Raw genomic sequence first — 26,163 nt, 5'->3', positions numbered from 1 at the left:
AACACAGCTTCTTTAGGGTGAATCATGAGTAAACTCGGGTTTTACCTGCTGCTGCTGGTGCTTGCACCTGTGGCTGCGGTAATCGTCATCACGCCTATGGACAGCCAAAAACAATATATTTTTGGCTTAATCAGCATCGGGATGATGTTTTTACTGGGCTTCAGCAAAAGCCGCAAAATAACCGTCATCATGGTTATCCTTTCTGCGCTGATGTCGACCCGATATATCTGGTGGCGCACCACGGAGACGCTACAGTTTAATTCCGAGATTGAAGCGATTCTCGGTATCGGCTTATATCTGGCCGAACTGTATGTCTGGCTGATTCTGATTCTCGGCTTCCTGCAAACTACCTGGCCATTAAAACGCACCATTGAACCGTTGCCGGACGATACCAGCCTGTGGCCCACTGTCGACGTCTATGTCCCGACTTATAACGAAAGCCTCGACGTTGTCCGTGATACCGTGCTGGCGGCCCAGTGTATTGATTATCCGCGTGACAAACTCAAGGTCTATTTGCTGGATGATGGCAAGCGCAGTGAGTTTGCGGTTTTTGCCGCCGATGTGGGCGTGGGCTATATCACCCGCGACGACAACAGCCATGCGAAAGCCGGTAACCTCAACCATGCGATGAAAATCACCAAGGGTGAGCTGATCTGCATCTTTGACTGTGACCACGTCGCCACGCGTACTTTCCTGCAGGCGACCGTCGGTCCGTTCCTGAACGATCCCAAGCTGGCGCTGTTGCAGACGCCACACTATTTCTATTCACCGGACCCGTTTGAACGTAACTTGCGTGCGGCACGGACGATCCCGAACGAAGGGGCTTTGTTCTACGGCCCGGTTCAGCAGGGTAACGACAACTGGAACGCGACCTTCTTCTGCGGTTCCTGTGCGGTGATTCGCCGTAGCGCACTGGAAGAGATTGGTGGATTTGCGGTGGAAACCGTGACCGAAGATGCGCACACCGCATTGAAAATGCAGCGTCTGGGCTGGGGGTCTGCCTTCCTGGCGATTCCGCTGGCTGCGGGTCTGGCAACTGAGCGTCTCGGTCTGCACGTGGTTCAGCGTAACCGCTGGGCACGTGGCATGACGCAGATCTTCCGTGTGGATAATCCGCTGTTTGGCCGTGGTCTGAAATGGCAGCAGCGCCTCTGCTACCTCAACGCCATGCTGCACTTCCAGTTCGGTCTGCCGCGCGTGGCATTCCTGACCGCGCCGCTGGCGTACCTGCTGTTCAACCTGAACATCATTCACTCGTCGGCGTCGCTGATCTTCGCCTACGTATTGCCGCATTTGGTGATGTCGCTGTACGTCAACTCCCGCATGAACGGCAAGTTCCGTTACACCTTCTGGGGTGAAATCTACGAAACCGTGATGTGCTTCCACCTCGTGATCCCGACGTTGCTGACCATGCTGGCACCTAAGCGCGGTAAATTTAACGTAACGGATAAAGGGGGCTTGCTGGATCAGGGCTTCTTCGATTTCCACATCGTCCGCCCCCATGTGATTGTCGCGGTACTGCTGACCATTGGTATCGTCGCGGGCGTCGTACGTGCAACGGCACATGATTACTTCGGTGTTGACCCTTATGTTATCGCCCTCAACGTCGGCTGGGCGGTGTTCAGCCTGATCATCCTGATGGCGGCGATTGCCGTGGCGCGCGAAACCAAACAGGTACGTAAAACCATTCGTATCGACGTGCAGATTCCGGCGGTGATTCACTACGCCAGCGGTATCTCATCACGCACCCAAACCAGCGACCTGTCGATGGGCGGCGCGCAACTGGATGCGCCGGACAATCGTCATGAGCATGATGAAATTGAAGAGATTGACCTGCTGCTGAAATCCGGTGCCATCACTATTCCGGTGAGCAAAATCTCCGGCGATGAAGAGACCATTCGTCTGCGCTTTGGTGATATGCCGCTATCGCGTCGTCGTGAGCTGGTGCGTGTGGTACTGGCGCGCGCCGATGCGTGGATCCAGCCGGAGTATAAGCAGGACAACCCGCTGGTATCGCTGGGCACCATTATTCGTACCGTATTTGAGCTGTTCTGGCTGACCTGGAAAGATCGCCGTGAGAAGCGTAAGCGTAACAACCAGTCGGCAGTGAAAGAGGACAGCGCAGTATGAAGAATTTGACGCAAACGTTGCTGGCAAGCTCGCTGGCGACGGCGCTGATGCTCGCCCCGGCCTGGGCAGAAACTCCTGCGGTAACGCAGGATAGTTCGGCCTTGTCCAACGTGCCGCCACCGCAAGGCATCCAGAGTGAAGCGGATGCCCAGTTGCAGCAGGCGGCGGGTGCAACACCTTATGCGCCCACTGAAAATGCACCAGCGACTGAAAATAGTGCCCCGGCTGCGATGGATATGCCAGCAGCCAACGCCACAAACCCGGCTGCACCAGAGGCGGAGCTGCCTGCTACCACGCCAGCGCCAGAGAGGGTGCTGCCTGATGTGGCACCTGCGGCATCAGTCGCCGCACCCGTGGTTTCCGCTTCTGCGATGCTCAATCAACCTATCAGCAGCACCATTTCCGTGGCGCAGATGGGCCAGCCGCAGGGCATCACCTTAACCGGCGGTCAGCTGCAATCGGGTATCATGTTTACTCTGCCGAGCGATGAAGTGATCACCAACGCGCGCCTGAATTTGTCGCTGCGCGTTTCAGCAGCACTGGCGGCGCGTAATACCTCGTTGCAGCTGATGCTAAACGGTCAGCCGCTGGGCACCTTGCCACTGGGATCGAGCGACAGTGATGTCAGCGACTATCAGCTGGATATTCCGGCAGCGATGGTGGTTTCAAGCAACAACCTCAGCTTCAAAATTAACGATGCTGACAAACTGCTGTGCGAAAAAGAGAGTGCGCAGCAGTATCAGGTCTCCATCTTGCCGAAAACCACGCTGAGCCTCGAAGGCCAGCAGTTGAATATCGGCACCAGCCTGCGCAACTTCCCGCGTCCGTTTATGGATGCGCAGCGTATGACGCCAGCCAGCGTGACCTTCGGCTTTGCCGCCAATGCCACGCCGGACAGCATCAGCGCGGCGGCGTTAGTGGCATCATGGATGGGTATTCAATCGGACTATCGCGGCATTCGTTTCCCGGTGGTACGTGGCGATCTGCCTGAGCACAACGGCATTTTGATTGGCCATCCCGGTGAGAAGATCGGTTCTGTGACTTTGCCTGCCACCAACGGACCGCTGTTGCAGGTGATTGATAACCCGAACAACCCGGTTTACAAACTGCTGTTAGTGGTCGGCGCGGATGATGCTCAGCTGCGTCAGGCGGCCAACCGTTTGACCACGCAACCGCTGGCGACCGATGCCAGCAGTCTGAACGTGCAGCCGCAGCCGATTGGCCTGCGTAAGCCGTATGACGCGCCGCGCTGGATCAACACCACCCGCCCGGTGCGGTTGAGCGAGCTGCTGCGTAAAGATCAGAGTCTGACCACCACCGGCATCTGGCACGATGCGCTGAGCGTGAACTTCCGCGCGGCACCCGATTTGTTCATGTGGGATGGCGACACCATTCCGGTCGAGCTGCACTACCGCTTCCCGTCGGAAAGCTGGATTGATGAGAACAAATCGTTCCTCAACGTGATGCTTAACGGCACCTTCCTGCGCAACCTGACCGTAAACAAAGTCGGCTTGCTGGAGAGCGCCTGGCATCGTCTGGGCGGCGACGCCCGTCAGGAGCACTACACCCTGAAGCTGGAGCCGTATCTGATTTACGGTGATAACCAGCTGGCGCTGTACTTCAACATCAAACCGAAAGCGGACGCGCCCTGTGGTGTGTTGCTCAACAACAACATCAAGAGCCGCATCGAAGATGATTCGTGGATCGATCTGAGCCACACGCGTCACTTCACCATGCTGCCGAACCTGTCGTACTTCGTTGGCGCATCGTTCCCGTTCTCGCGTCTGGCGGACTTCTCGCAGACCACCTTGCTGCTGCCAGAAAAACCGACCGATGCGGAGATCTCCACGCTGCTGGATATGTCTTCACGTGCGGGTAACGCGACCGGTGTACCGCTGGTGCAGAACCAGGTGCTGTTTGGCTTGCCAAATGGTGGCACTAACCTGACACGCCTGCAGGACAGCGATCTGCTGGCGGTGAGCACCACACAGAACAGTGAATTCAATCAGCAGATGCTGGCTAACACGCCTTATCAGACCAGCGGAAATACGTTGGGCGTGAAAGATCCGACGGCCTGGGACAAGCTGCGTGGCTGGCTGACCGGCGACTGGAATCTTCAGCAGTTGGATGCCGATCGTTACTTCTCCTCCAACGAAGCGTGGCGTGGCTTTGTCAGCTACCGCTCGCCGTGGAATGCCGATCGTCTGGTGGTGATGACAGTGGCAACCAGCGATCAACAGCTGCTGCGTTTGCATGAAGATCTCAACTCGGCGCGCATTAACGCGGGCATTCGTGGCGATACCGCCATCATCACCGATGAAAACGGTATCCGCAGTTTCCGCGTCGGCCCACAGTTCCCGAGTGGCGAAATGCCGTGGTACATGATGGTGGTGTGGTATGCCAACCAGCACTCGGTGCTGATGGCGCTGGCGGCTCTGTTGCTGGCAACGCTGGTCGGCGGTAGCGCATGGGCGATGCTGAAGCGTCATGCATGGCGACGCCTCAACCCGAAAGCTGATAGCAAGTCCGGCAAGAAGTAAGGATAAAAACAATGAAAAAAAATCTGTTGAGTGCCGGTATTCGTCATGCCCTGATTCTGGGTGGGGCACTGGCGTTCTCTCAGCCGCTGCTGGCGGCGGAGAGCACCAATCCTGCGTTACAAGCGTTGTTTGATCAGGCGGCTTACTGGCATCAGAAAGCGCATGACGATTTGGCCAAATCTTCGCTGCAAAAAGTGTTGATGGTGGAACCCAACAACACTCAGGCGCTTTATTTGCTGGCGCTCTATTCCCAGCAAAGCGGCAGCAGCGCGGAAGCGGCGCAGTGGCGCGCGCGCCTGAGTGCCGCATCGCCGAACGATCCGCACCTCACCGAACTGGATAATGCGCGTCAGCTGCAAACCATTCCGCAGGCGCAGCTGTCGTTAGCGCGCCAGCAGGCCCGCAGCGGCAATATTGCGGCTTCGCTGCAGACCTGGCGCAATACTTTTAATGGTAATGAGCCACCACCGAGCGTGGCGGCGGAATATTACCTGACCATGGCCGGAGACCGCTCGCTGCTGCCGCAGGCGGTCGAAGCGCTGCGCCAATTCGCGGCCGATCATCCACAAGATACCGGCGCGAAGCTGGCACTCGGCAAAGCACTGACCTATCAGGAATCAACCCGTCGTCAGGGTATTGATCTGCTGGGCACGCTGGCGGATGGCAATAAAGACGCTGACCGTTCACTGCGCCAGGCGCTGCTGTGGCTCGGGCCGCAGGCGTCCGATGCTTCCCTGTACCAGACCTGGCAGCAGCGCCATCCGCAGGACAATGCGGTGATGGATTACTACCGTAAAAATGTCGGTGGTGCTGAGAAAGGGGCGGGCTTTACCGCACTGAACAGTGGTGACGTCAGCAACGCACAGAACAACTTTGAGAAAGTGCTGCAGGCAAACCCTCAGGATGCCGATGCACTGGCAGGGATGGGCTATGTGGCCCAGCGTGCCGGACGCTATGCAGAAGCGGCGGATTATCTGACGCGCGCCGCGCAGATGGGCGGCGATCAGAGCGAGACGCGCCAGAAGCAGGCAGCCGATGCGCGCTTCTATGCCCAGTTGGCCACCGCGCAGCAGGCGCTGAAAAACGGTGACAGCGCGCAGGCATTAGCCTTGAGTGAACCCCTGGCGCAGGCCGATGGCGAGAAAGGTGTTTCAGCTAAGCTGTTCCGCGCGGACGTGCAGCGTCGCAGCAATCAACTCGACCAGGCGGAACAAACCTATCGTTCTATCCTGCAAGGCGACCCGAATAACCGTAACGCCAAAGAAGGCCTGTTCTACGTGCTGCGTCAGCAGAACCGCAGCGCCGAAGCGAATACGCTGCTGGCATCACTGCCGGACAGCGTACGCCAGAGCGTGGCACCGCGCGGCAGCAGCACCGATCCGATCCGTGCGCAGGCCAGGCGTGAGCTGGCGGCAGGCAACAACAGCGCGGCGATTGCAACGTTGAACAGCGGGATTCAGCGTTATCCCAACGATGGCTGGCTGCGACTCGACCTGGCGCGTATTTATCGTGCTCAGGGCGATAGCATGATGGCCGCCAATATCATGCAGCCGTCAATGCGCAGCGGCGCCAGCACGGCAGAGCTGTATGCCGGCGCATTGAACGCCAGCGAAAGCGGCGCCTGGCAGCAGGCGAGTTTGCTGTTGTCACGCATACCGAACGGCAGCAAGAGCAGCGATATGCGCGAACTGGCGCAGCGTGTGAACTTCAACCTGCAGATGACCACCGCCGATCAGTATCTGGCGCAGGGCTCGAATGCTGCGGCGGCGAATACCCTGCGTGCGCTGGCCTCGTCACCTCCGTCCAACCCGGTGGATGCCGGTAATCTGGCACAGAAGCTGGCGAAAGCGGGCGATCTCACCACCGCTGTCTCGGTGGTGCGCAGCAATATGCAGCGCGGTATTCAGGGGAACGCCGGTGATTACGCTGCACAGGTCGCGGTACTCAACCAGGCGGGTCTGAATACCGAAGCGCAGAGCTTCCTCAGCAGCCCGGAGTTGCAGGCGCGCAGTACGCCCACGCAGCTGGCGGGTATTCGCAACGGTTACGTGATCAACGAAGTGGATCGTCTGCGTGAGCAGAAGCAGTACGCCGCGGCTTACGACAAGCTGGTGGGTGCATTGCAGCACGATCCACAGAACCGCGATCTGATGTTCGCCATGGCGCGACTGTATCAGTCCGGCAAGATGAACAAAGAAGCGGGTGTGGTGTATGACTACCTGATGACCCAGGATACGCCAACGCAAGATGCGCGTACCGGCGCCATCAACGTGGCACTGGCCAACAATGACGTCAATAAAGCCAATACCCTGACACGCGGCCTGAACAATGAGCAGTCACCGGATCGCCAGTTGTTACTGGCGCGCGTGGCCGAAGCCAACGGCAATCACAGCCAGGCCATGAGCTATCTGCGCAGCGCGCGCGGCCAGTTGATTGGTCTGCAGGGCGCCACCAATGGTGATACGCCAAGCGTGGGTGGTCTGGCATTGGCGGATAACCCGTTCATCAACCGTGGTACTTCGCCGGTGGGACGTTCTCCGTCTGCCTATGGCGCGGTGATGCCATGGCAATCGTCACCGGATGTCACCAGCAGCGCAACGGGGACCACGCTGGCCAGCAATACCCCCGCTATCCAGCAGAGCCAGACGCTGCGCCAGATCGACAGTATGATGGACGATCTGCAAGAGAAAACCGGCACCTGGATTCAGGGCGGCATGCAGGTACGTGGTCGTGACGGCGAATCGGGTCTGAGCAAACTGACCGAAGCCAAAGCGCCACTGACTTTCTCCACCGTCCCGTTTGGCGAATCGCGCTTTGACTTTACTATGACACCTGTCTCGCTCACGGCGGGCAGTGCGGCGGGCGATGCGTGGCGTCGTTTCGGCACCAATGCCCTGGTGCAGGGTAATGTGGTGGCGTCAGGCGATGCCAAAATTGACGATGTCCCGTCTTCATCCACTGATTCGCAGAAAGCTACGGGTGTTGAGCTGAACCTGGCATTGAAAGGCGACAGCTACAAGATTGACCTCGGCAGTACGCCACTCGGACAGGATTTGAGTACCCTGGTGGGAGGCGTGCAGTGGTCACCGAAACTCACTGACTTCCTGACGCTGATCCTCACCGGTGAACGTCGCGCGATGACCGACAGCCTGCTCTCCTATGTGGGCGTGGAAGATAAAACCAGCGGTAAGCGCTGGGGTCGCGTGACCAAAAACGGCGGTAATGCCCTACTGAGCTACGATAACGGCGATGCTGGTTTCTATGTCGGCGGCGGCGCGTACAGCTACATCGGCGAAAACGTGGCGAGTAACAACAGCGTGCAGGCGACTGCCGGTGCGTATGTGCGTCCGTTCCACTACGACGACCGCGAGCTGAAAGTGGGCATGAGCCTGTCGTGGATGGATTACTCGAAAAACCTGAGTTACTTCAGCTACGGTCAGGGCGGTTACTTCAGCCCGCAGAACTATGCATCGGTCTCGTTCCCGATCGAGTTCTCCCGCAAGTTCGACGATCTGAAAGTGAACGTGGGTGGTTCGGTGGGTTATCAATCCTACAGCCAGGATAAGAGCGCCTACTTCCCGAACGATCCGACTTACCAGGCACAAATGCAGAGCCTGGCCGATCAGGGTTATGTGAAGAGCGCGTATTACAGCGGCGAGAGCAAGAATGGCATTGGCTATAACTTGCACGCCGGTGCGGATTATAAGATCAACAAAGATGTCACTGTGGGTGGGCAATTAGGCTACGACACCTTTGGCGATTACAACGAAAGCACAGCGAATCTGTACTTCCGTTATCTGTTCGGAGACAACTAAATGAGTGAGCAGGCAACCGCGCGCGTCAGCCATCCGCATCAGCCGGGTTGGTTTGATCTGGTCAGCGTGATGATTGAAGGGATGCTGGACAACGCGGGCGAGGAAGCCGAAGGCTTTCTCAACAATGTGGGCGCATCGCTGGCAGCGCGCTATCCTTTAGCGGAAGCGCGCACCGTGCAGGATCTGGAACGCGAGATGAATCTGCAACTGGCGCGCTTTAGCTGGGGTTTTACCCAGCTTCAGCCGCTGGAAAATGCCATTCTGATTCAGCACCATGCGCTGCCGCAGGGCGACAGCAAGGTGGGTGCAGAGCGCTGGCAGCTGGCGATGAGCGCCGTGCTGGCCGGTGTTTATTCACAGTGGCTGCAGGCACAGGGCGGCAGCGCTGCGGTGCCGGTCACCTTCGAGAAGAATGACGGCAACACGCTGCATTACCGATATCAATAGGATTGTTTGATGAGAGTCATGCGCTTCTGGCGTCAATGGATGCTGTGTTTCATGGTGATGTTTTTCAGCGCCCAGGCTGCTGCAGATGGCTGGAGCACCTTCAAAGGCCGTTTTATGAGCGGCGATGGACGTATCAGTGATACGGCCAACAACAATGTCAGTCATACCGAAGGTCAGGGTTATGGCATGCTGTTGGCGGTCGCGAACGACGACCGAACCACGTTTGATCTGCTGTGGAAGTGGACGCGCACCCATTTGCGTAATCCGCAAAACGATCTGTTCTACTGGCGTTACACGCCGGGTGCTTCAGACCCGATTGCCGATAAGAACAATGCCTCTGATGGCGATGTGCTGATTGCGTGGGCACTGCAGCGCGCAGGCCAAAAGTGGGGCGGTGATTATCAGTCAACTTCTGACCGTATTCAGCGCGCCATCGTCAAACAAAACGTCATCACGTTTGGCGGCCACACGGTGATGTTGCCTGGAGCACAGGGCTTCAACAAAAACAGCTATGTGGTGCTGAATCCCTCTTATTTCCTGTTTGCCGCCTGGCAGGCGTTTGCCGATCGTAGCCATCTGCGCGTATGGAATAACCTGATCGACGACGGCATGGAACTGCTCGGTGATATGCACTTTGGCAAAACCGGTCTGCCGCTGGATTGGGTGGCGTTGAATGCCGATGGTTCAGTGGCACCGGCGGTGGGTTATTCCAATCGCTTTAGCTACGATGCGATTCGTATTCCGCTCAATATCTGGTGGTATGACCCGCAAAGCCTGCGCCTGGTGCCATTCCAGCGCGTCTGGCAGGGCTATGGTCGCCAGACGACACCGGCCTGGTTTGATGTACTCGCCAACACCCCTGCGCCATACAATATGGACGGCGGCTTGCTGGCGATTCGCGATCTGACCCTGAATCAAACCGGTTATCTCAGCGATCGTCTGGCGCCGGATCAGAACTACTTCTCCGCCAGCTTGCAGTTACTGACCTGGCTGGCGTATCAGGAAAAGCGTTAGCCAATTTCGGGTTGCGTCGCGACGACGCACATTTTAAAAGCTGTACTTCATTGATGGAGTGCGGCTTTTTTTATGTCTAAATTTCACGTAGCAGCTCACATTGTTTATCTTTTTCAAGACAATAACCTGAAGCGCGTTGATCTTGATCAATGCTGAGCCATAAACAAACATGTGAATTTGTCATGCTAAAATGTATAGACAAAAGTGTATGCTAAAATGCAAACGGAATTGGAGTTTGAATGGGATACCATCAAAGCGGAAACCAACATCCGCAAGCATGGCATCAGCTTTGAAATTGCAGCCAGAGTCTTTGATGACCCTTATCACATCGCCAGTCAGGATCGCGTTGAAAACGGCGAATATCGCTGGCAGACGTTGGGTAGTGTGTCGGGTTATCTCATCGTATTGGTTGCCCATACGGTCAGATTTGAACAGGGTACCGAGATTGTCAGGATCATCAGTGCCCGTTCTGCAACGCGAAATGAGAGGAGGCGATATGAGCAAAATCAGAGTTAAGCGCAGTGAACTGCCGCCGCTTACAGATAAACAGCAGTTGGACCTGGAAGCGTTGAGTCAAAAAGCGGACAGAGACATTGATTTTGAGGACATTGCGCCGTTAGACGACGCCTTCTGGAGCACAGCTACGCGCGGCCGCTTCTATCGTCCGGTAAAAACGCAAGCCTCGGTGAGGATTGATGCCGATGTTCTGGAATGGCTGAAAGCGCCAGGGAAAGGTTACCAGACGCGCTTGAATGCGATTTTGCGCGCAGCCATGATGCGAGAGCTGCAAAGCAAATAGCCACGCGATGGATTCGGCACATCATGGTGGTGAACTTTAGTCACCCCCATGATGGCTACCGAACCGGGTGCATCATTCAGTCAACATTGAGTCGGGTCAACTATTTAAAATCCGCATACGGCTCAAGCGGTTGTGGTGGCATATCCATATCGCCATTCCAGCCGCCCATTGAATAACGCATGTAGATCAAGCCGTGGCTCGGGGTGTAATCCTTGGCCTGCTGAATATCCATGGCGAGACCGACTGACCAGTGCGGCGTGATGCGGCGTTCTACCACGGCTTGCAGGGTGTAACCGAAACCGTTGCCGGAGCTGCTGTCGGAGGTCGGGTTGGTAGCCAGCGTAAAGCCAGGATTGACCGGATATCGCTGCTGGCCGTCGGTTTGCGATTGTGACCAGGAGACCGAGCCGCCCAGATCAAACGACCAGTTCTCGGTGCGCTGGCGATAAGTGACCGGCACCGCCAGCGAGAAGTACTGCTGCGGGCTGTAGTAGCCACCCTGGCCGAAGGTGTAGTCGCTAAGGTCTTTTTGGTAATGCCACAGCATGCTGTTCAGGCCGACGGTGGCACGGCGATTATCTTCGTTGATCAGTTTGTAGTAATAGCCTGCCATCAGGCGTTCACGACTGTTGTCTGCGACATTTTCCCCGGTAATTTGGTGGGCGCTGATATCGGCCCATACGCCATTCGCGCCGCCCTGATCGTAACTCAGCCCCACTGAACCACCGGTTGCCACTACGCCGCCCCAGGTTTTACCGCCTCCTGCAGAAGGGTCGCGAGCGCCTACGTAGGCCAGTAACGAACTGGAAATTGGTCGGCGGGAAGCGGTAAATGTTACGCCAAGATCTTTGACATCGGTATTCCAGCTAATGCCTCCCACCCAGTTGGTGACTTCAAAGCCCAGTGGTGTGGTGCCAATATCACCTGACCAACGTTCATTGTGCCAGCCCACCCCAATGGCAGTGCCTTCGTCTCGTTGTTTAAGATCCTGGCTACAGCCATTGGTGAGGTTATCAGCACAGCTACCAAATAATTCTTTATGAACGTTATTACTGGTAGAGAAGGTGCCCGCTGATACCAGCACATGATCGACGCGCACAAAGCTGCGCCCGTCGGCCAGCGGTGTCTCCGCCTGCATCATGGTGGTATGTGCGGTGAAATCGGAGATACCGCCGGTGCCTTTATCGCGCGAATAATCCTGTTCAAGCGTGAAGGTGGTGTCCTGCTGGCGATAGAGATCGGCGGCATCGCTGCGAATACCGCGCTTCAGCCAGTCATCGCTGGCGTCGTTACGCGTCAAACGGGTGTAGCTGTCATTATCTTGCGGCGCGTCGGCGCTGATACCGCTGGCCGTCATTGCCAGACGATAGTCCTGCTGCGCCGCATCAGGCTGTTGCTGCTGAGTTTCCAGACGTGCCGCATCGCGATAGACCAACGCTTTGCTTTGCGAGGGGGCTTCTTTGGCGGCGCGCGTTTTTAAATCATTGAAAAGCTGCTGCGCATGCGCCGTGTCGCCGCTGTTTTGCCATGCCAGCGCCACGCGGCGTCCGCTGTTGATATTTTGCTGCGCCACACTGGAGGGTAAAGCCTGCAACGCCTGACGAGCTTCGTCTGGGCGTTTCAGGGCGATCAGTGCTTCGATACGGCCCAGTGCTGCATCATTGTTGGTCGCATCCTGCTGCAGTACACGTTGGTAACTCGCCAGCGCCGCTTTCGCGTCGCCGCGTTCCAGTGCCCAATCCGCCAGGGTGATATCACGTCGCGTTGAGGCCGGTTGCTGTTGCAACAGTGCCAGCGCGGCAGATTCATTGCCGTTGGCGCGCAGCTCGCTGGCACGGGCGTACACTTTATCCTGCGTTAAACGGTCCGCCAGCTCATGCATATTGCTGTCCCAACGCGTTTCCGGCAGGCGATGCAGTGCCGCCAGCGCAGCATCATCCTGATCGCCGGACGAGAGCCACAGCGCCCAGGCATAGAGCGCGGCAAGTTCCTGCGCGTGCTGACGCACCATAGCATCCATCACCTGAGCGCCTTGTGCTTCTTCGCCGCTGCTGCGTAGCGCGCCGGCTAAACGGTAAGAGAGCCAGATATCGTTGGGGTTGTCCTGAGTGGCCTGGCGGTATTTCACTACCGCCTGATGCCATTGACCTTGCTGCGCCAGCGCATCCGCTTCAGCACGCAGGCTGTCGCTGCGCAGCGATCGCAACGTCCCGGCCAGTGACCGCTGTTGCGCGGCGGGCAGGGCATTGATAAACGCCATGGCGCGGGCAGGGGACTGCTGCTGATACAGCGCAGCCAGTCGGCGCACGGCGGTGGTATTGCTGCGATCAAGGCGCAGTGCCTGTTGCCAGTACTGTTCTGCCTGCGCGTCATTTTTTCGCGCCTGAGCGACGTCACCGAGGCCAATTAACGCCCAACTGTCGCGATTATCAATGGCCTGCGCGCTACGATACTGGCGTTCCGCGCTCGCCAAATCGCCCTTTTTCAGCGCATCGTCGCCGTTATTGATCGCCAGCCAGTAACGATTGGTTTGCAACAGCGACTGCCATTTGCCCACTTGTGTACTGGCCTGCCCGGCCTGAATCGCTTTCTGCAGCCAGCTGATCGCCGCTGCGCGGTTATTCGCTCGCGCCTGAGCCTGACCCATCGCGCCCATCAGCTCGGCATCATTCGGGTTGGCTTTGAGTGCGGCGTTGAGTGACGCAATGGCACCCGCGCCACCGCCGGCATCCACCAGCGCCAGCCCGCGCATGCGCTGACGATAGGCGGGATCGGCCAGCAGCTTCTGCTGTCTTGCCAGCTCTTCCTCGCCGCGCTGTTGCGCATCACCAGAAGTAAACACCTGCAAATACTGCTTCAGGCTGGCCACCGTGCCTTCTGACACCGGCTGATTTTGAATCTGCTGCAGCCAGAGTTCTGAGGCGGCATCACGTCCGCCGTCACGATTGGCCAGACGACGCAGCTGCACCAGCGCCTCGCCGGGCTGATTGTTATCAAACGCCATGCGCGCCAGCTGCAGTTCTACACCGATGTTGCCGGGATAACGTGCTTCCAGTGCCTGCAGCTGGCGATAAGCGATGGGCTGCTGACCGGGTAAACGCGCCACCAGCCGCCAGTATTCCAGTTCGGTATTCACATCCGGGAACACGCCGTGGAACAGGTCATCCCAGGCTGTTTTGGCTTCTTCTACGCGGCCTGCCGTAGCCAGTAAACGCGCCTGCTGCAGTTGCTGGCGCCCTTCAGCGCTCATCAGCCGCAGGCCGGTTTCCGATTCACGCGTCGCCGCGTCATTGGGCGCCACTTTCTTCAGTTCATCGAGCAGCGTCTGCGCTTTAGCCTGATCGCCCTGACGCAGCGCCATGCGGATTTGTGCGGCCAGCACCTGCGGGTTATCAGGATCGATTTTTTCCAGACGATAAAGCGACTGCTGCACCAAATCATACTTGTTGGTGGATTCACCGGTGCGAATCTGCATCAGCAGCCATGCCACCGGTGACACCTGCGGACCCTCGGCAGCTATGCCGGAGCCCGCCAGGATACTGGCAATCAGCAGCCCGAGTGGCAGTTTATTCATCGTCTTCCAGCTCGGCCAGGCGGCGACGGCTCACCATGCGCATCAGGCGCCATGCCATCAGAGCAAACAGAATCACCACCACGACGGCACAAATCGCCAGCCATACCGGGTGGGTCGCCAGCAGGTTCCACAAACGTTCCCACCATGGCAGATGGCCGACGAAGTAGGTATCGCCGACGCGCACGCTGGTGACGCCCGATTCACGCACGATGGTGGCAGACCCGAACACAGCGGCGCGCTTGCCACTGTCGAGCAGGGCATTGTTCAGCAAATCCCAGCCACGCGGGCTGTCGGCTAACAGTGCGACCACGCTGCGCTGATCGTTAAACGGCGACTGGAAGCCAACTATCGCCCCCATCGGCCCGCGTGAGCTGATACCGGTCTGGCTTTCAACTGCGCGATCGCCGGCGGACACCGGCACGTTCTGCGCGGTAATCGGGCGCGATGGCATGTTGATCCAACTGCGCGCCGCGTTCACCAGCAGGTTGATCTTCTTATCGTCCTGCAGATCCTGCGGAATGCCGCCGATCATCAGCAGGTCAGCGTCTTGGTCTTTTGCCTGCCTCCAGTCATCGCTCATCTGCACGCGCAGCGCTGGATAGCCGGTCTGAGCGCCGATGGCACCCAGTGCGTTCAGCATGGTGCTGACTTCACCGTTGGCGGGTTTCGGCTGCACTAACACCAGCGTCTGCGCCAGATCGGCGTAGCGGCTGTAAGGGAAACCGGCGTTGGCGTACGCACCCAGCGATGGCATTTCGATGTAGTGGCGATAGCCGGAGAAGTCGATGCTGGAGTTGTCATCGATCACCACGTGATGGCCCACAGCGGTGACGGTCTCGCAGCGGCCATCGGCGGTGCCGCCGATAAAGGTGTTTGCGTAATCAAAGCTGAAGCGCAGTTGGTTGACGACGCCGAGGCGCAGCGCCGGGATGGTCAGCTGGCGGTTGCTGTCTTGCAGGCCCTGCATCAGCGGAATGTGCATGATCTGCTGACCTGCCGTGTCTTTCGGCGTCAGCGGGTAATCCTGCATGAACTGATTGTTCAGATGCACCGCCAGGCGCGAGCCATCTTGCTGGATCGGCGAGGTGTAGCGGTAAATCAGATCCATGTCGATGCCGCGCGCGCGCACCAGGAACAGATCCGGCGGCAGGTTCAGCGTCAGGCTGATGGGATTCGGCTGTAAACCATCGGCCTGCAGCTGGTTCTGATACTGCGTCAGTTCAGCAAAAGTGGTGCGGCGATCGGTGCGCACCCAGTTAGGCGCATCATAGGCCTGACGCGGTGCCAGCATTTTCACGCTGTCGATGGTCGAGGTATCACCTCGCAGCAGCAGTTCGCCCTGGGCAATGCCTTCGACGGCGGTCAGCAGATCGTTGTCATCCCGGCCGAGGATCAGCAGCATTTTTTCGTAGGGATTGTCCGGCTGGCTCACCATTTCCACCGTGGGTTTCTCCACCGGTGGCAGATCTTTCAGGAAGTCCGGACGATGGTCGTTGGTGGCAAACACCACCGCATGCTGCTCTTTCGGCAGCTGGTTATACAGTACCGGGAAGGATTGACCACGCCACTGCGCTTTGCTGCCGAACCACGAAGCCAAAATCCCTGCGGCACGCTGCTGCACCAGGTCAGGTTGATTGCTGAACACCATCGGTAACTGCAACGGGCGGCTGTCACGCGCATCAAAGAACGGTTCCGGGAAGTGCGACAGGTCGTTCTTCAGCGGCAGTTTTTGCAGCGTCAGATCGAGCTTGCTCTCTTTACCGATATCCATCCAGATGGTGCTGTTGGCCGGGTTCTCACACACGTTGGCGTAGTGACCCACCAGTTCGAGGCGCACGCGGTTAAAATCGCCAATAAAACGCGGATCGATCGGCAACTGGGTTTGATTCTCTTTGCCCAGCTGATCGGCGGTGACGGTGACCAGCCCCACCAGTTCATCGTTGAGATAGACCTTGAGCTGCGACAGCGTCGGGATCAGCGCGGGTGAAGGGCGATAGCTGAGCGTCAGCAAGGCGCGAGTCACCACTTCATCACTGCGCACGCCGAACTCAATCTGGCTGGTGGGCTCCGTGCCGCGCAGTGTCATGCTGCCTGGCGGAGGCGCGACCTGATTAAACAGCAGTTGGCTGTCGCGCAGCGGGGCATTGGCATCCAGCGGCTGGCTGACTGTTGGCAGCGGTATCTGTGCACTGGTGCGCGGCGCTTCAGGAGCGGAAGGCTGTGGCGCGGCCTGTGCCAGCGTTGCGGTGCCCAGCAGCAGGGCAGTAAACCAGCTCAGTTTTCTCGTCATGGTCATATCATCAACTTATGAAAAATCGGTTTTGATTGCCGTAGGTGCGCGGCCAATGCCCTGTGGCAGCAGTGTCGCCAGCCAGCTCACCAGGGAAGTCAGTGCCCGGAAAAGACGGCGCAGTGGGACAGGGCCATACTCCGCCAGACGCAGGTAACCTTTGAAACCCAGCACCATAATATCGGCCAGGCTTTGCACCGGTTTATCTTCCGGGAAGCCGTCCTGCCACAGCGCCCAGGTATCGGCGCGGGCGAAGGTACACTGGATAAATTCAATATGCTGGCGAGTGGAGAGCTGATGCAGGCGAATACCGGCGCGACGGCCAAATACACGCTGTACCTGGCACGGGAAGCTGAATTCCTGCTGGCCACGGCGCAGCAGCAGCCACACGGGCTCATCCTCTTTCAGCGCATCCGCTTCACGCAGTTCGACACCCACGCCGCCATCTGAATAGTCGCGCAGGGTGCACGGCACCATATGGCCATCTTCACGTGCAATGGCGGCGGGCATGGCAATCTCGACGCGATGCGCTTCGCGAATCTGGCGCGCTTCCACTGAAACCGCCACGGCGCCGCCGAGAATAATCATGTTGTACACCACCCACACCAGGCTCACCCAGATGGTGAGCATCTCGTTGGCCGGGCCATACGCCATGCGCCAGAACGCCATGCCGATACCCGCAATATTCAACAGCACCAGCATCATATAAGGCTTGGTGATCACCCAATCGAGATGACGCTCTTCGACCAGGCCGCCTTTGGCCGTGACGTTGAACTTGCCTTTGTGCGGGTTAAACAGCGCGACGGTGGTGGGACGCGCGATATACCACGCCAGCACCGTTTCATACACTTCACTCCAGAATGAGTGACGCCAGCGTCCCTGAATGCGTGAGTTAGTCAGGCTGGTGTGCACCATGTGCGGCAGCACATAGATCGCAATCGCCAGTGCGGGCGCGTAGATGATGTAGGCGTGGCACAGCAGAAACGCCAGCGGCGCCAGCAGGAAGATCAGGCGCGGAATCCCGGCGAGGAAGTGCAACATGGCGTTGGCGTAGCACAGTCGCTGTACCAGCTTTAAGCCCTTACCCATCAGCGGATTGTCGAGGCGGAAAATCTGCACCATGCCGCGCGCCCAGCGAATACGCTGGCCGATGTGCGCGGACAAACTCTCGGTGGCAAGGCCCGCCGCCTGTGGAATACGGATGTAGGCAGAGGTGTAACCCTGACGATGCAGACGCAGCGAGGTGTGCGCATCTTCGGTCACGGTTTCAACCGCAATGCCGCCAATCTCATCCAGCGCGGTGCGGCGCAATACGGCACAGGAACCACAGAAGAACGCCGCATCCCAGGTGTCATTACCGTCCTGCACCAGGCCGTAGAACAGCGAGCCTTCATTCGGCGTCTGACGGAAGCGACCGAGGTTACGCTCAAACGGATCGGGCGAGAAGAAGTGGTGCGGCGTTTGCAGCATCGCCAGGCGGTGGTCTTTAAGGAACCAGCCCATGGTCATCTGCAGGAATGAGCGTGTCGGTACGTGGTCACAGTCAAAAATCGCCACGTAATCGCTGCGGCAGGCCACTTTCAATGCGTGATTGATGTTGCCCGCTTTGGCATGCTCATGAGTAGGGCGCACCACATAATTGATGCCCACGCTGGCGGCAAATTCGCGAAACTCCTCGCGGCTGCCGTCATCCAGCAGGTAGATGTTGAGCTTGTCCTGCGGCCAGTCGATGCCCATCGCGGCATAAATGGTCGGTTTCACCACGCTCAGCGGTTCGTTGTAGGTGGGCACCAGGATATCGACGCTGGGCCAGGAAGTGATCTCGGGTGGCATGGAGACTGGCTGGCGATTGAGTGGCCACAGCGTCTGGAAATAGCCCAGCACCAGCACCGTCCACGAATAGGTTTCAGCGCCAATCAGCAGCAGACCGAAAGTCAGACTCAGCGGATCGTCCCAGTTCAGGGTCTCAGTGTAGCGCCACCACAAATAGCGGCAGGATATGGTGAGTGACAGCACAATCAGCATGATGGTGGAGAGGCGGCCCGGCACGCGGCGTACCATCATCGCCAGGCCCCACAGCAGCAGCACGAAGACAAATTGCGTGGTGATGCCAAACGGCTGTGAAATACACAACAGCGCCAGCAGGCTGGCGACAATCGCCGCGACAATAAACAGCAGCTGGCGTACACGCGGTGGCAGTTTCTGCAACTGCTGTTCGGTTCGCAGATGAATGCCCGTTTTCGCCATGCGCGCGGGAAGCGCTCCCAGCCATTGATAACACTGCTGACGCCAGCGGAACAGTGGGCCAAACGCGTTAAACCGTTTGCGCTCGCTGCGTGCGCTGTTGTCGAGCGGTAACACCAGCATCAGCCACAGGCTCTGCATGGCGTAACGCAGAACGTCTAACGGGCGAGGACGCAGCGGTGAGATTTGCGGATAGTATCGCTGATGCTGTTGCAGCAAGCGCTGCCAGCCGGGCGTTTCCAGCCGCAGCAGCGACCAGGCGAGCACGCACCAGAGCAGATGCAACATCACGGTTAAGCGGCCCGCGCCGTGCTGGCGAGCCACGCGGGCACGGCTTTGCAGCGCCTGCCAGGCCTGAGGAACCAGCAGCCAGCGCAGCGGATTCACGCCGCACCGCCCGCAACGTTCAGTATTAGCCAGTTCGCCAGCGTATTGATTTCTTCGCTCGCCAGCGCATGAGGACGATATTCGCCCACCGGTTGTTTCATCATCAGGGCTTCTGCCAGTGCTTCATCGCGGTGAATCACCTGCGGAATCAGATTCTTCAGCGTGCGCAGCCACAGTTGATGCAGATCCTGTTGCAGCTGGCTGTTGGCGTTGAATTGATTAATCAAAAACAGCGTATGCGGCAAAAAACGCGGATGGTGCAACCGCAACTGGCAGTTGGCATCCAGCGATAGTACTTGCAACAGACGATCGGCGTGAATGGCGAAGGATCGTTGCCACGGCAGCAGATCCGCTGGAAGGTCGAAGATCACCCAGCGATAGTGTGATTTCAGGGCCGGCAGCGCCTTCAGCAACGGCGCAGCAAGCTGTTCGTCGGCGTTTTGCAGACTTAAGGACTGCTGAGGGGTTAGCGCGCCGAACGGCAGGAAATCGAGACCGGTTTGATAGCGCTGCGCGCACTGCTGCCACGGCTGCTGTTCCAGCAGTGCGGGAACCCAGCCCTGGGTGTGATTGAGCGCTAGATTAAAATGGGCGGCCAGTTGATTCGAGGCGGAAAAATCAATGACCAGCACCGACTCCTGTAAGGTATTGAGCGCCCAGCCAAGCGCCGCACAGAGTGATGTTGCGCCACAACCGCCGCGCAAACCTTGTAAGGCAATAACCGGCATTAGCGTTCCGGCTCCTGATCGGCAGATAATTCACGCAGCAGCGGCCAGCGTGTCAGCAGACTATTCAGTCGCTCTTCGCGGGCAATATCAATGTAACGAAATGCCTTAAGGGAAAAGGCTTCGCTCAGGGTATTAATGTCATCCTGATCTTCAGTAGTTGACGCGATCAGCGAAAAGGCATTCTCTGTTTTCATTACTTTTTGCCACCAAAAAACAGCAATGGATGAATTGTGGTTCTATTTTTTGTAAAGTTTAAACCCGGAAAAATGCGCAGACTATGCAAAAATCGATATCATTTGAGATAGCGCAGGTTTTAATTATTTCAGCAGTTCCAATCGTTGCCGTCTATATTAAACTAGCCTGGATTGTTCTGATCGCGAAACAAATATGAAAAATCGCTATGCGCTTGGCCTACAACAGGTTCAGCAGGAATTAGTTACCCTGCAAAATCCGGGGTTTTATTGGATTACCAGTCAGCGTCAGGAAGACGCGCGGGTACTGCTGCGTCAGGTGGTGAGCCATCAACAGGCGGCAACCCTGGTCAGCTCAGATGAGAAACCTCAGTCATTACTAACGCCGGACCCACTGACAGGACCGGCGCGCATTCCCTTATTTTCGCTGCCGGCCAATAAAGCCAGCTTGCAGCATCTGGAGAATGATTTCGCGCGTGTACTGAATGGCCGCAGTGGTTTAGTGCTGTTTTACAGCAACGCTGCGCAGTGGAGTAAATTATCCGAGGATGAGCTGACGCTCTGGGTGAAACGCATGCGGCGGTTGTTGATCAAAAAACAAATCACGCTGCTATTGATCACCTCGGGGGCGTCAATTATTCATCTGCGTAACCATCTACAGCGTTATTTTCGCCAACTTGATGGTGTCGCACATTTAGAATTTCAGCAGGATAGTTGGCAATATCGAATTAACTGGTGGTACTCCGCAGACAAATTACTGGCTGACCGTGCGATTCGCTTGAGTTGTAATGAGAATCAATTCATTGCCATTAATGACGTTGAACAAACCACCCCTCTTAGCCTTAATGATGAAAATCAGTTTCTGGCACAAGAAGGGGTGCTGGAAGGCGCACCGCCACTCTCCAGCCAGTGGCAACTGTTTAGCGATAATGAAAGCGTATTCTCGCGTGCACAACAGGCCAACGCCGCCACGGTCATTTTTAGTCTGGCCCATAACCAGGACATTAATGCCCTGGCAAAAATGGTCCACAGTTTGCGCCGTTCGCGTGGCAACGCATTAAAGATCGTGGTGCGCGAAATCAGTACCAGTCTTAGGTATAGCGATGAGCGATTGTTGCTGGCGTGTGGCGTGAATGCCATCGTACCCGGCGCTCAAACGCTGTCACGCTTTCTCACCACGCTGGAAGGGATTCAGGGCCAGCAGTTTACGCGTCATGTTCCGGCCAACTTGCCCGCGCTGATGCAGGCACTCCAGCCGCTGCAGCAAAAAGGGTATCTGCAGTTGGAGTCTTTCTGCGCGGCGGTGCAGCAGCTGATGAGCAATACGCTGCTGCCGGAAAACGACAAAGGGCTGATGGTGGCATTGCGTCCGGTGCCACAGCTGAAACCCGAGCAAATTTTGACGCTGTGCAAACCGCGTCGTTTCGGTGATTTGGTGACGCTGATTAACGATCGCATCTATCTGTTCCTGTCATCTTGTCGCTTCAACGATTTGGATATTGCGCTGAAATCGATTTTCTCGCTGCCGCACGATGAGCTGTTCAGTAATCGCGTGGTGTGGTTTGAGGACAACCAGATTTTGTCGGAAGTGCACAAGATTCGTCAGCTGACGCCCGTGGCGCAGCGTGAAGTGCCGATGGCGCCCATTGAAGCCCCTCAGGCGAATAAGGTGTCCGCTGCTGACCTGCGTGGGGCGCAAACTCCGCAGCCCATTATTCTCAACCTCGATGGAGATCGCCGCTAATGACACTGATGGATTGGGTGCAGGTGGCGATCCTGCTGTTATTAATTTTACTGTTCCTGAAATCGTTGTTCGTGCGCTGGTTACCGCGCAGTAGCACCAGCCTGCTGATGCGTCTGCTGCCACCGCGTGCGCTGAAGTCGGAAGGGCAGTGGCAACGCAAATCTGCGAAAACGGATACCAAACCGTAATGAGTGATAACAAACCTTCGACGCTGCACGCTTCGTGGTGGCGCGGTCTCGGCGGCTGGAATTTCTACTTCCTGATCAAATTTGGTCTGTTGTGGTACGGCTACCTGAATTTTCATGCGCTGAGCAATCTGGTGTTCCTGGCCTGGCTGCTGTTCCCGCTGCCGTCACGTCGTTTGCACCGTGTGCGCCATTGGGTTTCGCTGCCGATTGGCTTCGCGCTGTTCTGGCATGACACCTGGCTGCCGGGGCTGGAATCGATCATGAGCCAGGGCAGCCAGGTTGCGGGTTTCTCCTCTGCTTATCTGCTCGATCTACTGGAGCGCTTTATTAACTGGCAGATGATCGGCGCAGGCTTTGTCTTGCTGGTGCTGTACCTGTTTGTCGCCCAGTGGATTCGCATCACAGTGCTGGTGTCACTAATGCTGATCTGGCTTAACGTGCTGACCATTGCCGGGCCGGCGATGAATCTGCTGCCAACCAAAGCGGCGACCCCGGAAGTGGCACTGAGCAACCCACCTGCGGCAACCAAAGCACCGGATGGCCTGGACCAGTCAGCACCGCCGACCAGCGCCAATCTGACGTCCTGGCTCAATCGCTTCTACGACAGTGAGCGCCAGCGCGCGACCCATTTCCCGGATGCGCTACCCGCGGACTCGCAGCCGTTTGATATTTTAGTGATCAACATCTGTTCGCTGTCCTGGTCAGATATGGATGTGGCCCAGCTGCGTGATCATCCCTTGTGGAAACACTTCGATATTCTGCTGAACAACTACAACTCTGCCACCGGCTACAGCGGTCCGGCGGGGATCCGTTTATTGCGTGCCAGCTGCGGCCAGACTTCACACTCCAATCTGTATAAGGCCACCGACCAGCGCTGCTATCTGTTTGATAATCTGGCGAAGCTGGGCTTTAAGCAGGAACTGATGATGGATCATACCGGTGTGTTTGGTAACTATCTCAAAGAGTTACGTGAAGAGGGCAATTTGCAGGCACCGCTGATGTCACAAGCGGGAATAGCACCAGAATTGACTTCGTTTGATGGTTCGCCGGTGTTTAATGACGGTCAATTGATGCAGCGCTGGCTCGACGATCGCACCAAAAGCAGCGATGCGCGCAGTGCCACCTTCTACAACCTGATTCCGTTGCATGACGGCACGCGCGAGCTCGGCAGCACGCGTACCGCTGACTGGCAACCGCGCGCTAAAGTACTGTTTGATCAGCTGGATACGTTCCTGACCAATCTGGAAAAATCGGGTCGCCGCGTGATGGTGTTGGTGGTGCCGGAGCACGGTGCTGCACTGCAGGGCGATAAAATGCAGATGTCCGGTCTGCGTGATATTCCCAGCCCAAGTATTACGCATGTACCGGTGGGCATTAAATTTGTCGGGATGAAAGCGCCGCATCAGGGGCAGCCGTTGAACATTGATACGCCAACCAGCCTGCTGGCGATTTCCGAAATCATTTCCCGTGTGGTGGATGGTCAGGTGTTTAACGCGCCGAACGTCAATATGTCAGTGTTAGCGGATAATTTGCCGCAATCACCGGTGGTGTCCGAGAATGATAATGCGGTGGTGATGATGTATCAGGGTAAGCCCTGGATTCGTCTGAACGGCGGCGATTGGGTGCCTTATCCGCAATAGTTGGGGTCGCGGCGCAAACTTTGCGCCGCGACTTTAACGAGCACAATTCCTAATCACCACTTTATCTCGCCCTTCCTGCCTTTTTTCGACTTTATCCCGGCGCATAACAATGCTCACCTGCGATATACTCGCTGCGCATTTCATCTATACCCGTCATTCTTCAAGTTGCAGGTGCGTTGGCTGTGCTCATTCACCCCAGTCACTTACCTGAGTAAGCTCCTGGGGATTCATCCCCTTGCCGCCTGCCTGCACCTTGAATAATTTAGGGTATACATAGTCGATTTAAGTGGTCGGGAGAGGGTTTTGTTGCGCGTTAGTCGCTCGTTAACGATAAAACAGATGGCAACGGTGTCCGCTGTGGCAATGGTGACCATCAGCATTTTTATCGTCATCCAGTTATTCCACTTTGTGCAGCAGCGCAGGATTGACTACGCCCAGCAGATGGAAAATATCGCGCACACGGTGCGCCAACCGCTGTCAGAAGCCGTTCTGAAAGGCGATATTCCGCAAGCCGAACGCATCCTTAATACACTGAAACCGGCGGGCATCCTGTCTCGTGCCGATGTGGTATTGCCGAATGCGTTTCAGGCGCTGCACGCCGATTTTGTGCCGGAAAAACCGGTGCCGCGTTTTGTGGCGCGTCTGTTTGAGCTGCCGGTGCAAATTACCCTACCGCTCTATTCAGTTGAACGCACCGGGCTGCCCAAACCGATTGCCTATCTGGTGCTGCAGGCTGACTCGTCGCGCGTTTATCAGTTTCTGCTGAGCACGTTATCGACGATGATCACCACCTATTTGCTGCTGGCGCTGATCCTCTCGGTGTCGATTAGCTGGTGTATCAATCGCTTGATTGTTCACCCGTTACGTAATCTGTCGCGTGATTTGCAGGAGTTGCCACCGCAGGCCATCCTCACGCACAAGCTCGATTTGCCGAATAATCATCGCGACGATGAAATCGGTATGCTAATTCGCAGTTACAACCGCAATCAGCAGGTACTGGAGTCGATTCATGATGAAATGAGTCGCATGACCACCCATTTTGCTGTGACCGACCTGCCCAACCGTGCCCTGTTCCTTGCGTTACTGGATCAGCACGCCAGCCATCGCCATAGCCGTCAGCCATGGGGATTGATGGTGATCCGTATCGAAACACTGCAGGAAGCCAACGGCGTACTGAGTGATGAGCAGCGCGATACGCTGATGCTGACGCTGGTAGAGAAAATTCGCAGCACCGTTGACGATCACACGTTACTGGCACAAACCGGGCCGAGCGATTTCGCGCTGCTGATGAAGCGCGCGCACAACCCGTTCCGCGCCATGCGTCTGGCGCGCAACCTGATGATTCGCATTAACCAGCCGGTGAACCTGCATCAACTTCAGCTGCGTCCAAACGCCAGTATTGGCCTGGCGCTGCATGATGACAGTGTCGTCAGTGCCAGCGAGCAACTCGACCGCGCGACCTCGGCAATGATGTCGGCGCGTCATCAGGGCAAAAACCAGATTCTGTTCTTTGATCCGGCGCTGACTGAGCGGGCGCAAAAACGCCTGACGCAGGAGCACGATATCCTGCAGGGGTTGCAGGATGGTCAATTTGCACTTTATCTGCAGCCGCAAATCAATATGCAAACCGGTGAGCTGGCGGGCGCGGAAGCGCTATTGCGTATGCGTATGCCGGATGGCAGCTATGGTTTGTCAGAAGAGTTTATCGCCAGCGCGGAAGAGATTGGGGTGATTTCCGCGATTGGGCGCTGGGTGTTTGAAGAAGCCTGCCGCATCCTTGCCGCGTGGCAGAATCTCGGCATCAATATTCCGCTGAGCGTCAATATATCGGCAGTTCAGTTGCGTGACCCCAGCATGGTGAGCCATTTGCAAGGCTTGCTGGAGCGCCATCGTATTGCACCCGGCAATTTCGTGCTGGAAATTACCGAAACCGCGCAGATTGGCGATGCCGAGCAAGCGATTTCGCTGCTGCGTTCACTGCAGCAAACCGGCGTGGCCGTGGCGCTGGATGATTTTGGCATGGGTTACTCCAATCTCAATTACCTGCATCAGTTTAAAGCGCTGCCGGTGAACAAGCTGAAGATGGACCGCAGTTTTGTCGCGGCGCTACCGGATGATGACACCATGGTGCGTATTGTCGCGGCGATTGCGGACATCATTCATCTGGATGTTATTGCTGAAGGCGTGGAAACCGATGAGCAGCGAGACTGGCTGCTGGCACGCGGAATTACGATAGGGCAAGGCTACTTATACGCTGAAGCGCTCCCTCTTAACGTCTTCAACCAACGCTGGCTTGACAGCTCGTCACATCCTGAATAATCACATTGTTTATTGATTTTCCTCACGAAATTGCAGTCAGATAGTTTGCTGAAGCGTTTCAGTTCATAGTTAGAGTTTTGTAACTTTTGTAAGGAATGTAAGGGTATATTAAT

The 26,163-nt window shown here is 56.9% G+C and carries 16 protein-coding genes; 11 read left to right on the top strand and 5 right to left on the bottom strand.

Annotation, left to right across the window (positions count from 1 at the left end; translation table 11 throughout):
• Positions 1-24 precede the first annotated feature (24 nt).
• The 7 genes from bcsA (VI01_RS10015) to VI01_RS09985 all read left to right on the top strand — a co-directional run bounded on the left by bcsA (VI01_RS10015) (position 25) and on the right by VI01_RS09985 (position 10,745).
• Positions 25-2,130, top strand: a complete 2,106-nt coding sequence (gene bcsA, locus VI01_RS10015; protein WP_052059330.1) for a UDP-forming cellulose synthase catalytic subunit — start codon at positions 25-27, stop codon at positions 2,128-2,130.
• Positions 2,127-4,670 carry a cellulose biosynthesis cyclic di-GMP-binding regulatory protein BcsB gene (gene bcsB / locus VI01_RS10010; RefSeq protein WP_045815017.1) on the top strand — a complete coding sequence of 848 codons (2,544 nt, stop codon included), beginning with the start codon at positions 2,127-2,129 and terminating at the stop codon, positions 4,668-4,670. The genes bcsA (VI01_RS10015) and bcsB (VI01_RS10010) overlap by 4 nt, the downstream gene beginning before the upstream one ends.
• 11 nt (positions 4,671-4,681) lie before the next feature.
• Complete coding sequence (locus VI01_RS10005; protein WP_045815016.1) at positions 4,682-8,485, top strand: cellulose biosynthesis protein BcsC; 3,804 nt, start codon at positions 4,682-4,684, stop codon at positions 8,483-8,485.
• Entirely contained in the window at positions 8,486-8,932 is a 447-nt protein-coding gene (bcsD, locus tag VI01_RS10000) for a cellulose biosynthesis protein BcsD (RefSeq protein WP_034827794.1), read from the top strand. It begins immediately after the preceding gene.
• A gap of 9 nt (positions 8,933-8,941) precedes the next feature.
• Positions 8,942-9,946 carry a glycosyl hydrolase family 8 gene (locus VI01_RS09995; RefSeq protein ID WP_045815015.1) on the top strand — a complete coding sequence of 335 codons (1,005 nt, stop codon included), beginning with the start codon at positions 8,942-8,944 and terminating at the stop codon, positions 9,944-9,946.
• A 216-nt stretch (positions 9,947-10,162) separates the two neighbouring features.
• Positions 10,163-10,462, top strand: coding sequence for a BrnT family toxin (locus VI01_RS09990; RefSeq protein WP_038643836.1), 300 nt, complete (start codon positions 10,163-10,165; stop codon positions 10,460-10,462).
• Positions 10,443-10,745 (top strand): BrnA antitoxin family protein, encoded by a 303-nt coding sequence (locus VI01_RS09985; protein WP_045815014.1) that lies wholly within the window; start codon positions 10,443-10,445, stop codon positions 10,743-10,745. Before VI01_RS09990 ends, VI01_RS09985 begins: the two co-directional genes overlap by 20 nt.
• A 100-nt stretch (positions 10,746-10,845) precedes the next feature.
• Here VI01_RS09985 and bcsC read toward each other — a convergent pair whose 3' ends face one another.
• Genes bcsC through bcsR form a run of 5 tightly spaced genes read right to left on the bottom strand, consistent with a single transcriptional unit; the run spans position 10,846 to position 20,162 of the window.
• The gene (gene bcsC / locus VI01_RS09980) at positions 10,846-14,319 is read right to left on the bottom strand and encodes a cellulose synthase complex outer membrane protein BcsC (protein ID WP_045815013.1); all 3,474 of its coding nucleotides are present in this window, start codon (positions 14,317-14,319) and stop codon (positions 10,846-10,848) included.
• Positions 14,312-16,609 carry a cellulose biosynthesis cyclic di-GMP-binding regulatory protein BcsB gene (gene bcsB, locus VI01_RS09975; RefSeq protein ID WP_045815012.1) on the bottom strand — a complete coding sequence of 766 codons (2,298 nt, stop codon included), beginning with the start codon at positions 16,607-16,609 and terminating at the stop codon, positions 14,312-14,314. The genes bcsC and bcsB (VI01_RS09975) overlap by 8 nt, the downstream gene beginning before the upstream one ends.
• A gap of 15 nt (positions 16,610-16,624) precedes the next feature.
• Positions 16,625-19,240 (bottom strand): UDP-forming cellulose synthase catalytic subunit, encoded by a 2,616-nt coding sequence (gene bcsA, locus VI01_RS09970; protein WP_045815011.1) that lies wholly within the window; start codon positions 19,238-19,240, stop codon positions 16,625-16,627.
• Entirely contained in the window at positions 19,237-19,968 is a 732-nt protein-coding gene (gene bcsQ, locus VI01_RS09965; RefSeq protein WP_045815010.1) for a cellulose biosynthesis protein BcsQ, read from the bottom strand. Before bcsQ ends, bcsA (VI01_RS09970) begins: the two co-directional genes overlap by 4 nt.
• Positions 19,968-20,162 (bottom strand): cellulose biosynthesis protein BcsR, encoded by a 195-nt coding sequence (gene bcsR / locus VI01_RS09960; protein WP_034827811.1) that lies wholly within the window; start codon positions 20,160-20,162, stop codon positions 19,968-19,970. The genes bcsQ and bcsR overlap by 1 nt, the downstream gene beginning before the upstream one ends.
• A gap of 193 nt (positions 20,163-20,355) precedes the next feature.
• Between bcsR and bcsE the strand changes: the two genes are divergently transcribed.
• From bcsE to hmsP, 4 genes are all read left to right on the top strand, one after another.
• Positions 20,356-21,903, top strand: coding sequence for a cellulose biosynthesis protein BcsE (gene bcsE, locus VI01_RS09955; protein ID WP_045815009.1), 1,548 nt, complete (start codon positions 20,356-20,358; stop codon positions 21,901-21,903).
• Entirely contained in the window at positions 21,903-22,091 is a 189-nt protein-coding gene (gene bcsF / locus VI01_RS09950; RefSeq protein WP_038643825.1) for a cellulose biosynthesis protein BcsF, read from the top strand. The genes bcsE and bcsF overlap by 1 nt, the downstream gene beginning before the upstream one ends.
• Complete coding sequence (bcsG, locus tag VI01_RS09945; protein WP_045815008.1) at positions 22,091-23,731, top strand: cellulose biosynthesis protein BcsG; 1,641 nt, start codon at positions 22,091-22,093, stop codon at positions 23,729-23,731. Before bcsF ends, bcsG begins: the two co-directional genes overlap by 1 nt.
• Before the next feature lie 306 nt (positions 23,732-24,037).
• Entirely contained in the window at positions 24,038-26,050 is a 2,013-nt protein-coding gene (hmsP, locus tag VI01_RS09940; protein WP_197079584.1) for a biofilm formation regulator HmsP, read from the top strand.
• Positions 26,051-26,163 lie beyond the last annotated feature (113 nt).

The organism is Pantoea sp. SM3 (assembly GCF_000963995.1).
GTDB lineage: Bacteria > Pseudomonadota > Gammaproteobacteria > Enterobacterales > Enterobacteriaceae > Pantoea > Pantoea rwandensis_B.
This window is presented reverse-complemented; position numbering and strand designations above follow the sequence as displayed.

Bases quoted from the DNA above. Each gene is read 5' to 3' on its own strand.
- bcsA (WP_052059330.1), top strand. From the start codon at position 25: ATGAGTAAACTCGGGTTTTACCTGCTGCTGCTGGTGCTTGCACCTGTG.
- bcsB (WP_045815017.1), top strand. From the start codon at position 2,127: ATGAAGAATTTGACGCAAACGTTGCTGGCAAGCTCGCTGGCGACGGCG.
- VI01_RS10005 (WP_045815016.1), top strand. From the start codon at position 4,682: ATGAAAAAAAATCTGTTGAGTGCCGGTATTCGTCATGCCCTGATTCTG.
- bcsD (WP_034827794.1), top strand. From the start codon at position 8,486: ATGAGTGAGCAGGCAACCGCGCGCGTCAGCCATCCGCATCAGCCGGGT.
- VI01_RS09995 (WP_045815015.1), top strand. From the start codon at position 8,942: ATGAGAGTCATGCGCTTCTGGCGTCAATGGATGCTGTGTTTCATGGTG.
- VI01_RS09990 (WP_038643836.1), top strand. From the start codon at position 10,163: ATGCAAACGGAATTGGAGTTTGAATGGGATACCATCAAAGCGGAAACC.
- VI01_RS09985 (WP_045815014.1), top strand. From the start codon at position 10,443: ATGAGCAAAATCAGAGTTAAGCGCAGTGAACTGCCGCCGCTTACAGAT.
- bcsC (WP_045815013.1), bottom strand. From the start codon at position 14,319: ATGAATAAACTGCCACTCGGGCTGCTGATTGCCAGTATCCTGGCGGGC.
- bcsB (WP_045815012.1), bottom strand. From the start codon at position 16,609: ATGACGAGAAAACTGAGCTGGTTTACTGCCCTGCTGCTGGGCACCGCA.
- bcsQ (WP_045815010.1), bottom strand. From the start codon at position 19,968: ATGCCGGTTATTGCCTTACAAGGTTTGCGCGGCGGTTGTGGCGCAACA.
- bcsR (WP_034827811.1), bottom strand. From the start codon at position 20,162: ATGAAAACAGAGAATGCCTTTTCGCTGATCGCGTCAACTACTGAAGAT.
- bcsE (WP_045815009.1), top strand. From the start codon at position 20,356: ATGAAAAATCGCTATGCGCTTGGCCTACAACAGGTTCAGCAGGAATTA.
- bcsF (WP_038643825.1), top strand. From the start codon at position 21,903: ATGACACTGATGGATTGGGTGCAGGTGGCGATCCTGCTGTTATTAATT.
- bcsG (WP_045815008.1), top strand. From the start codon at position 22,091: ATGAGTGATAACAAACCTTCGACGCTGCACGCTTCGTGGTGGCGCGGT.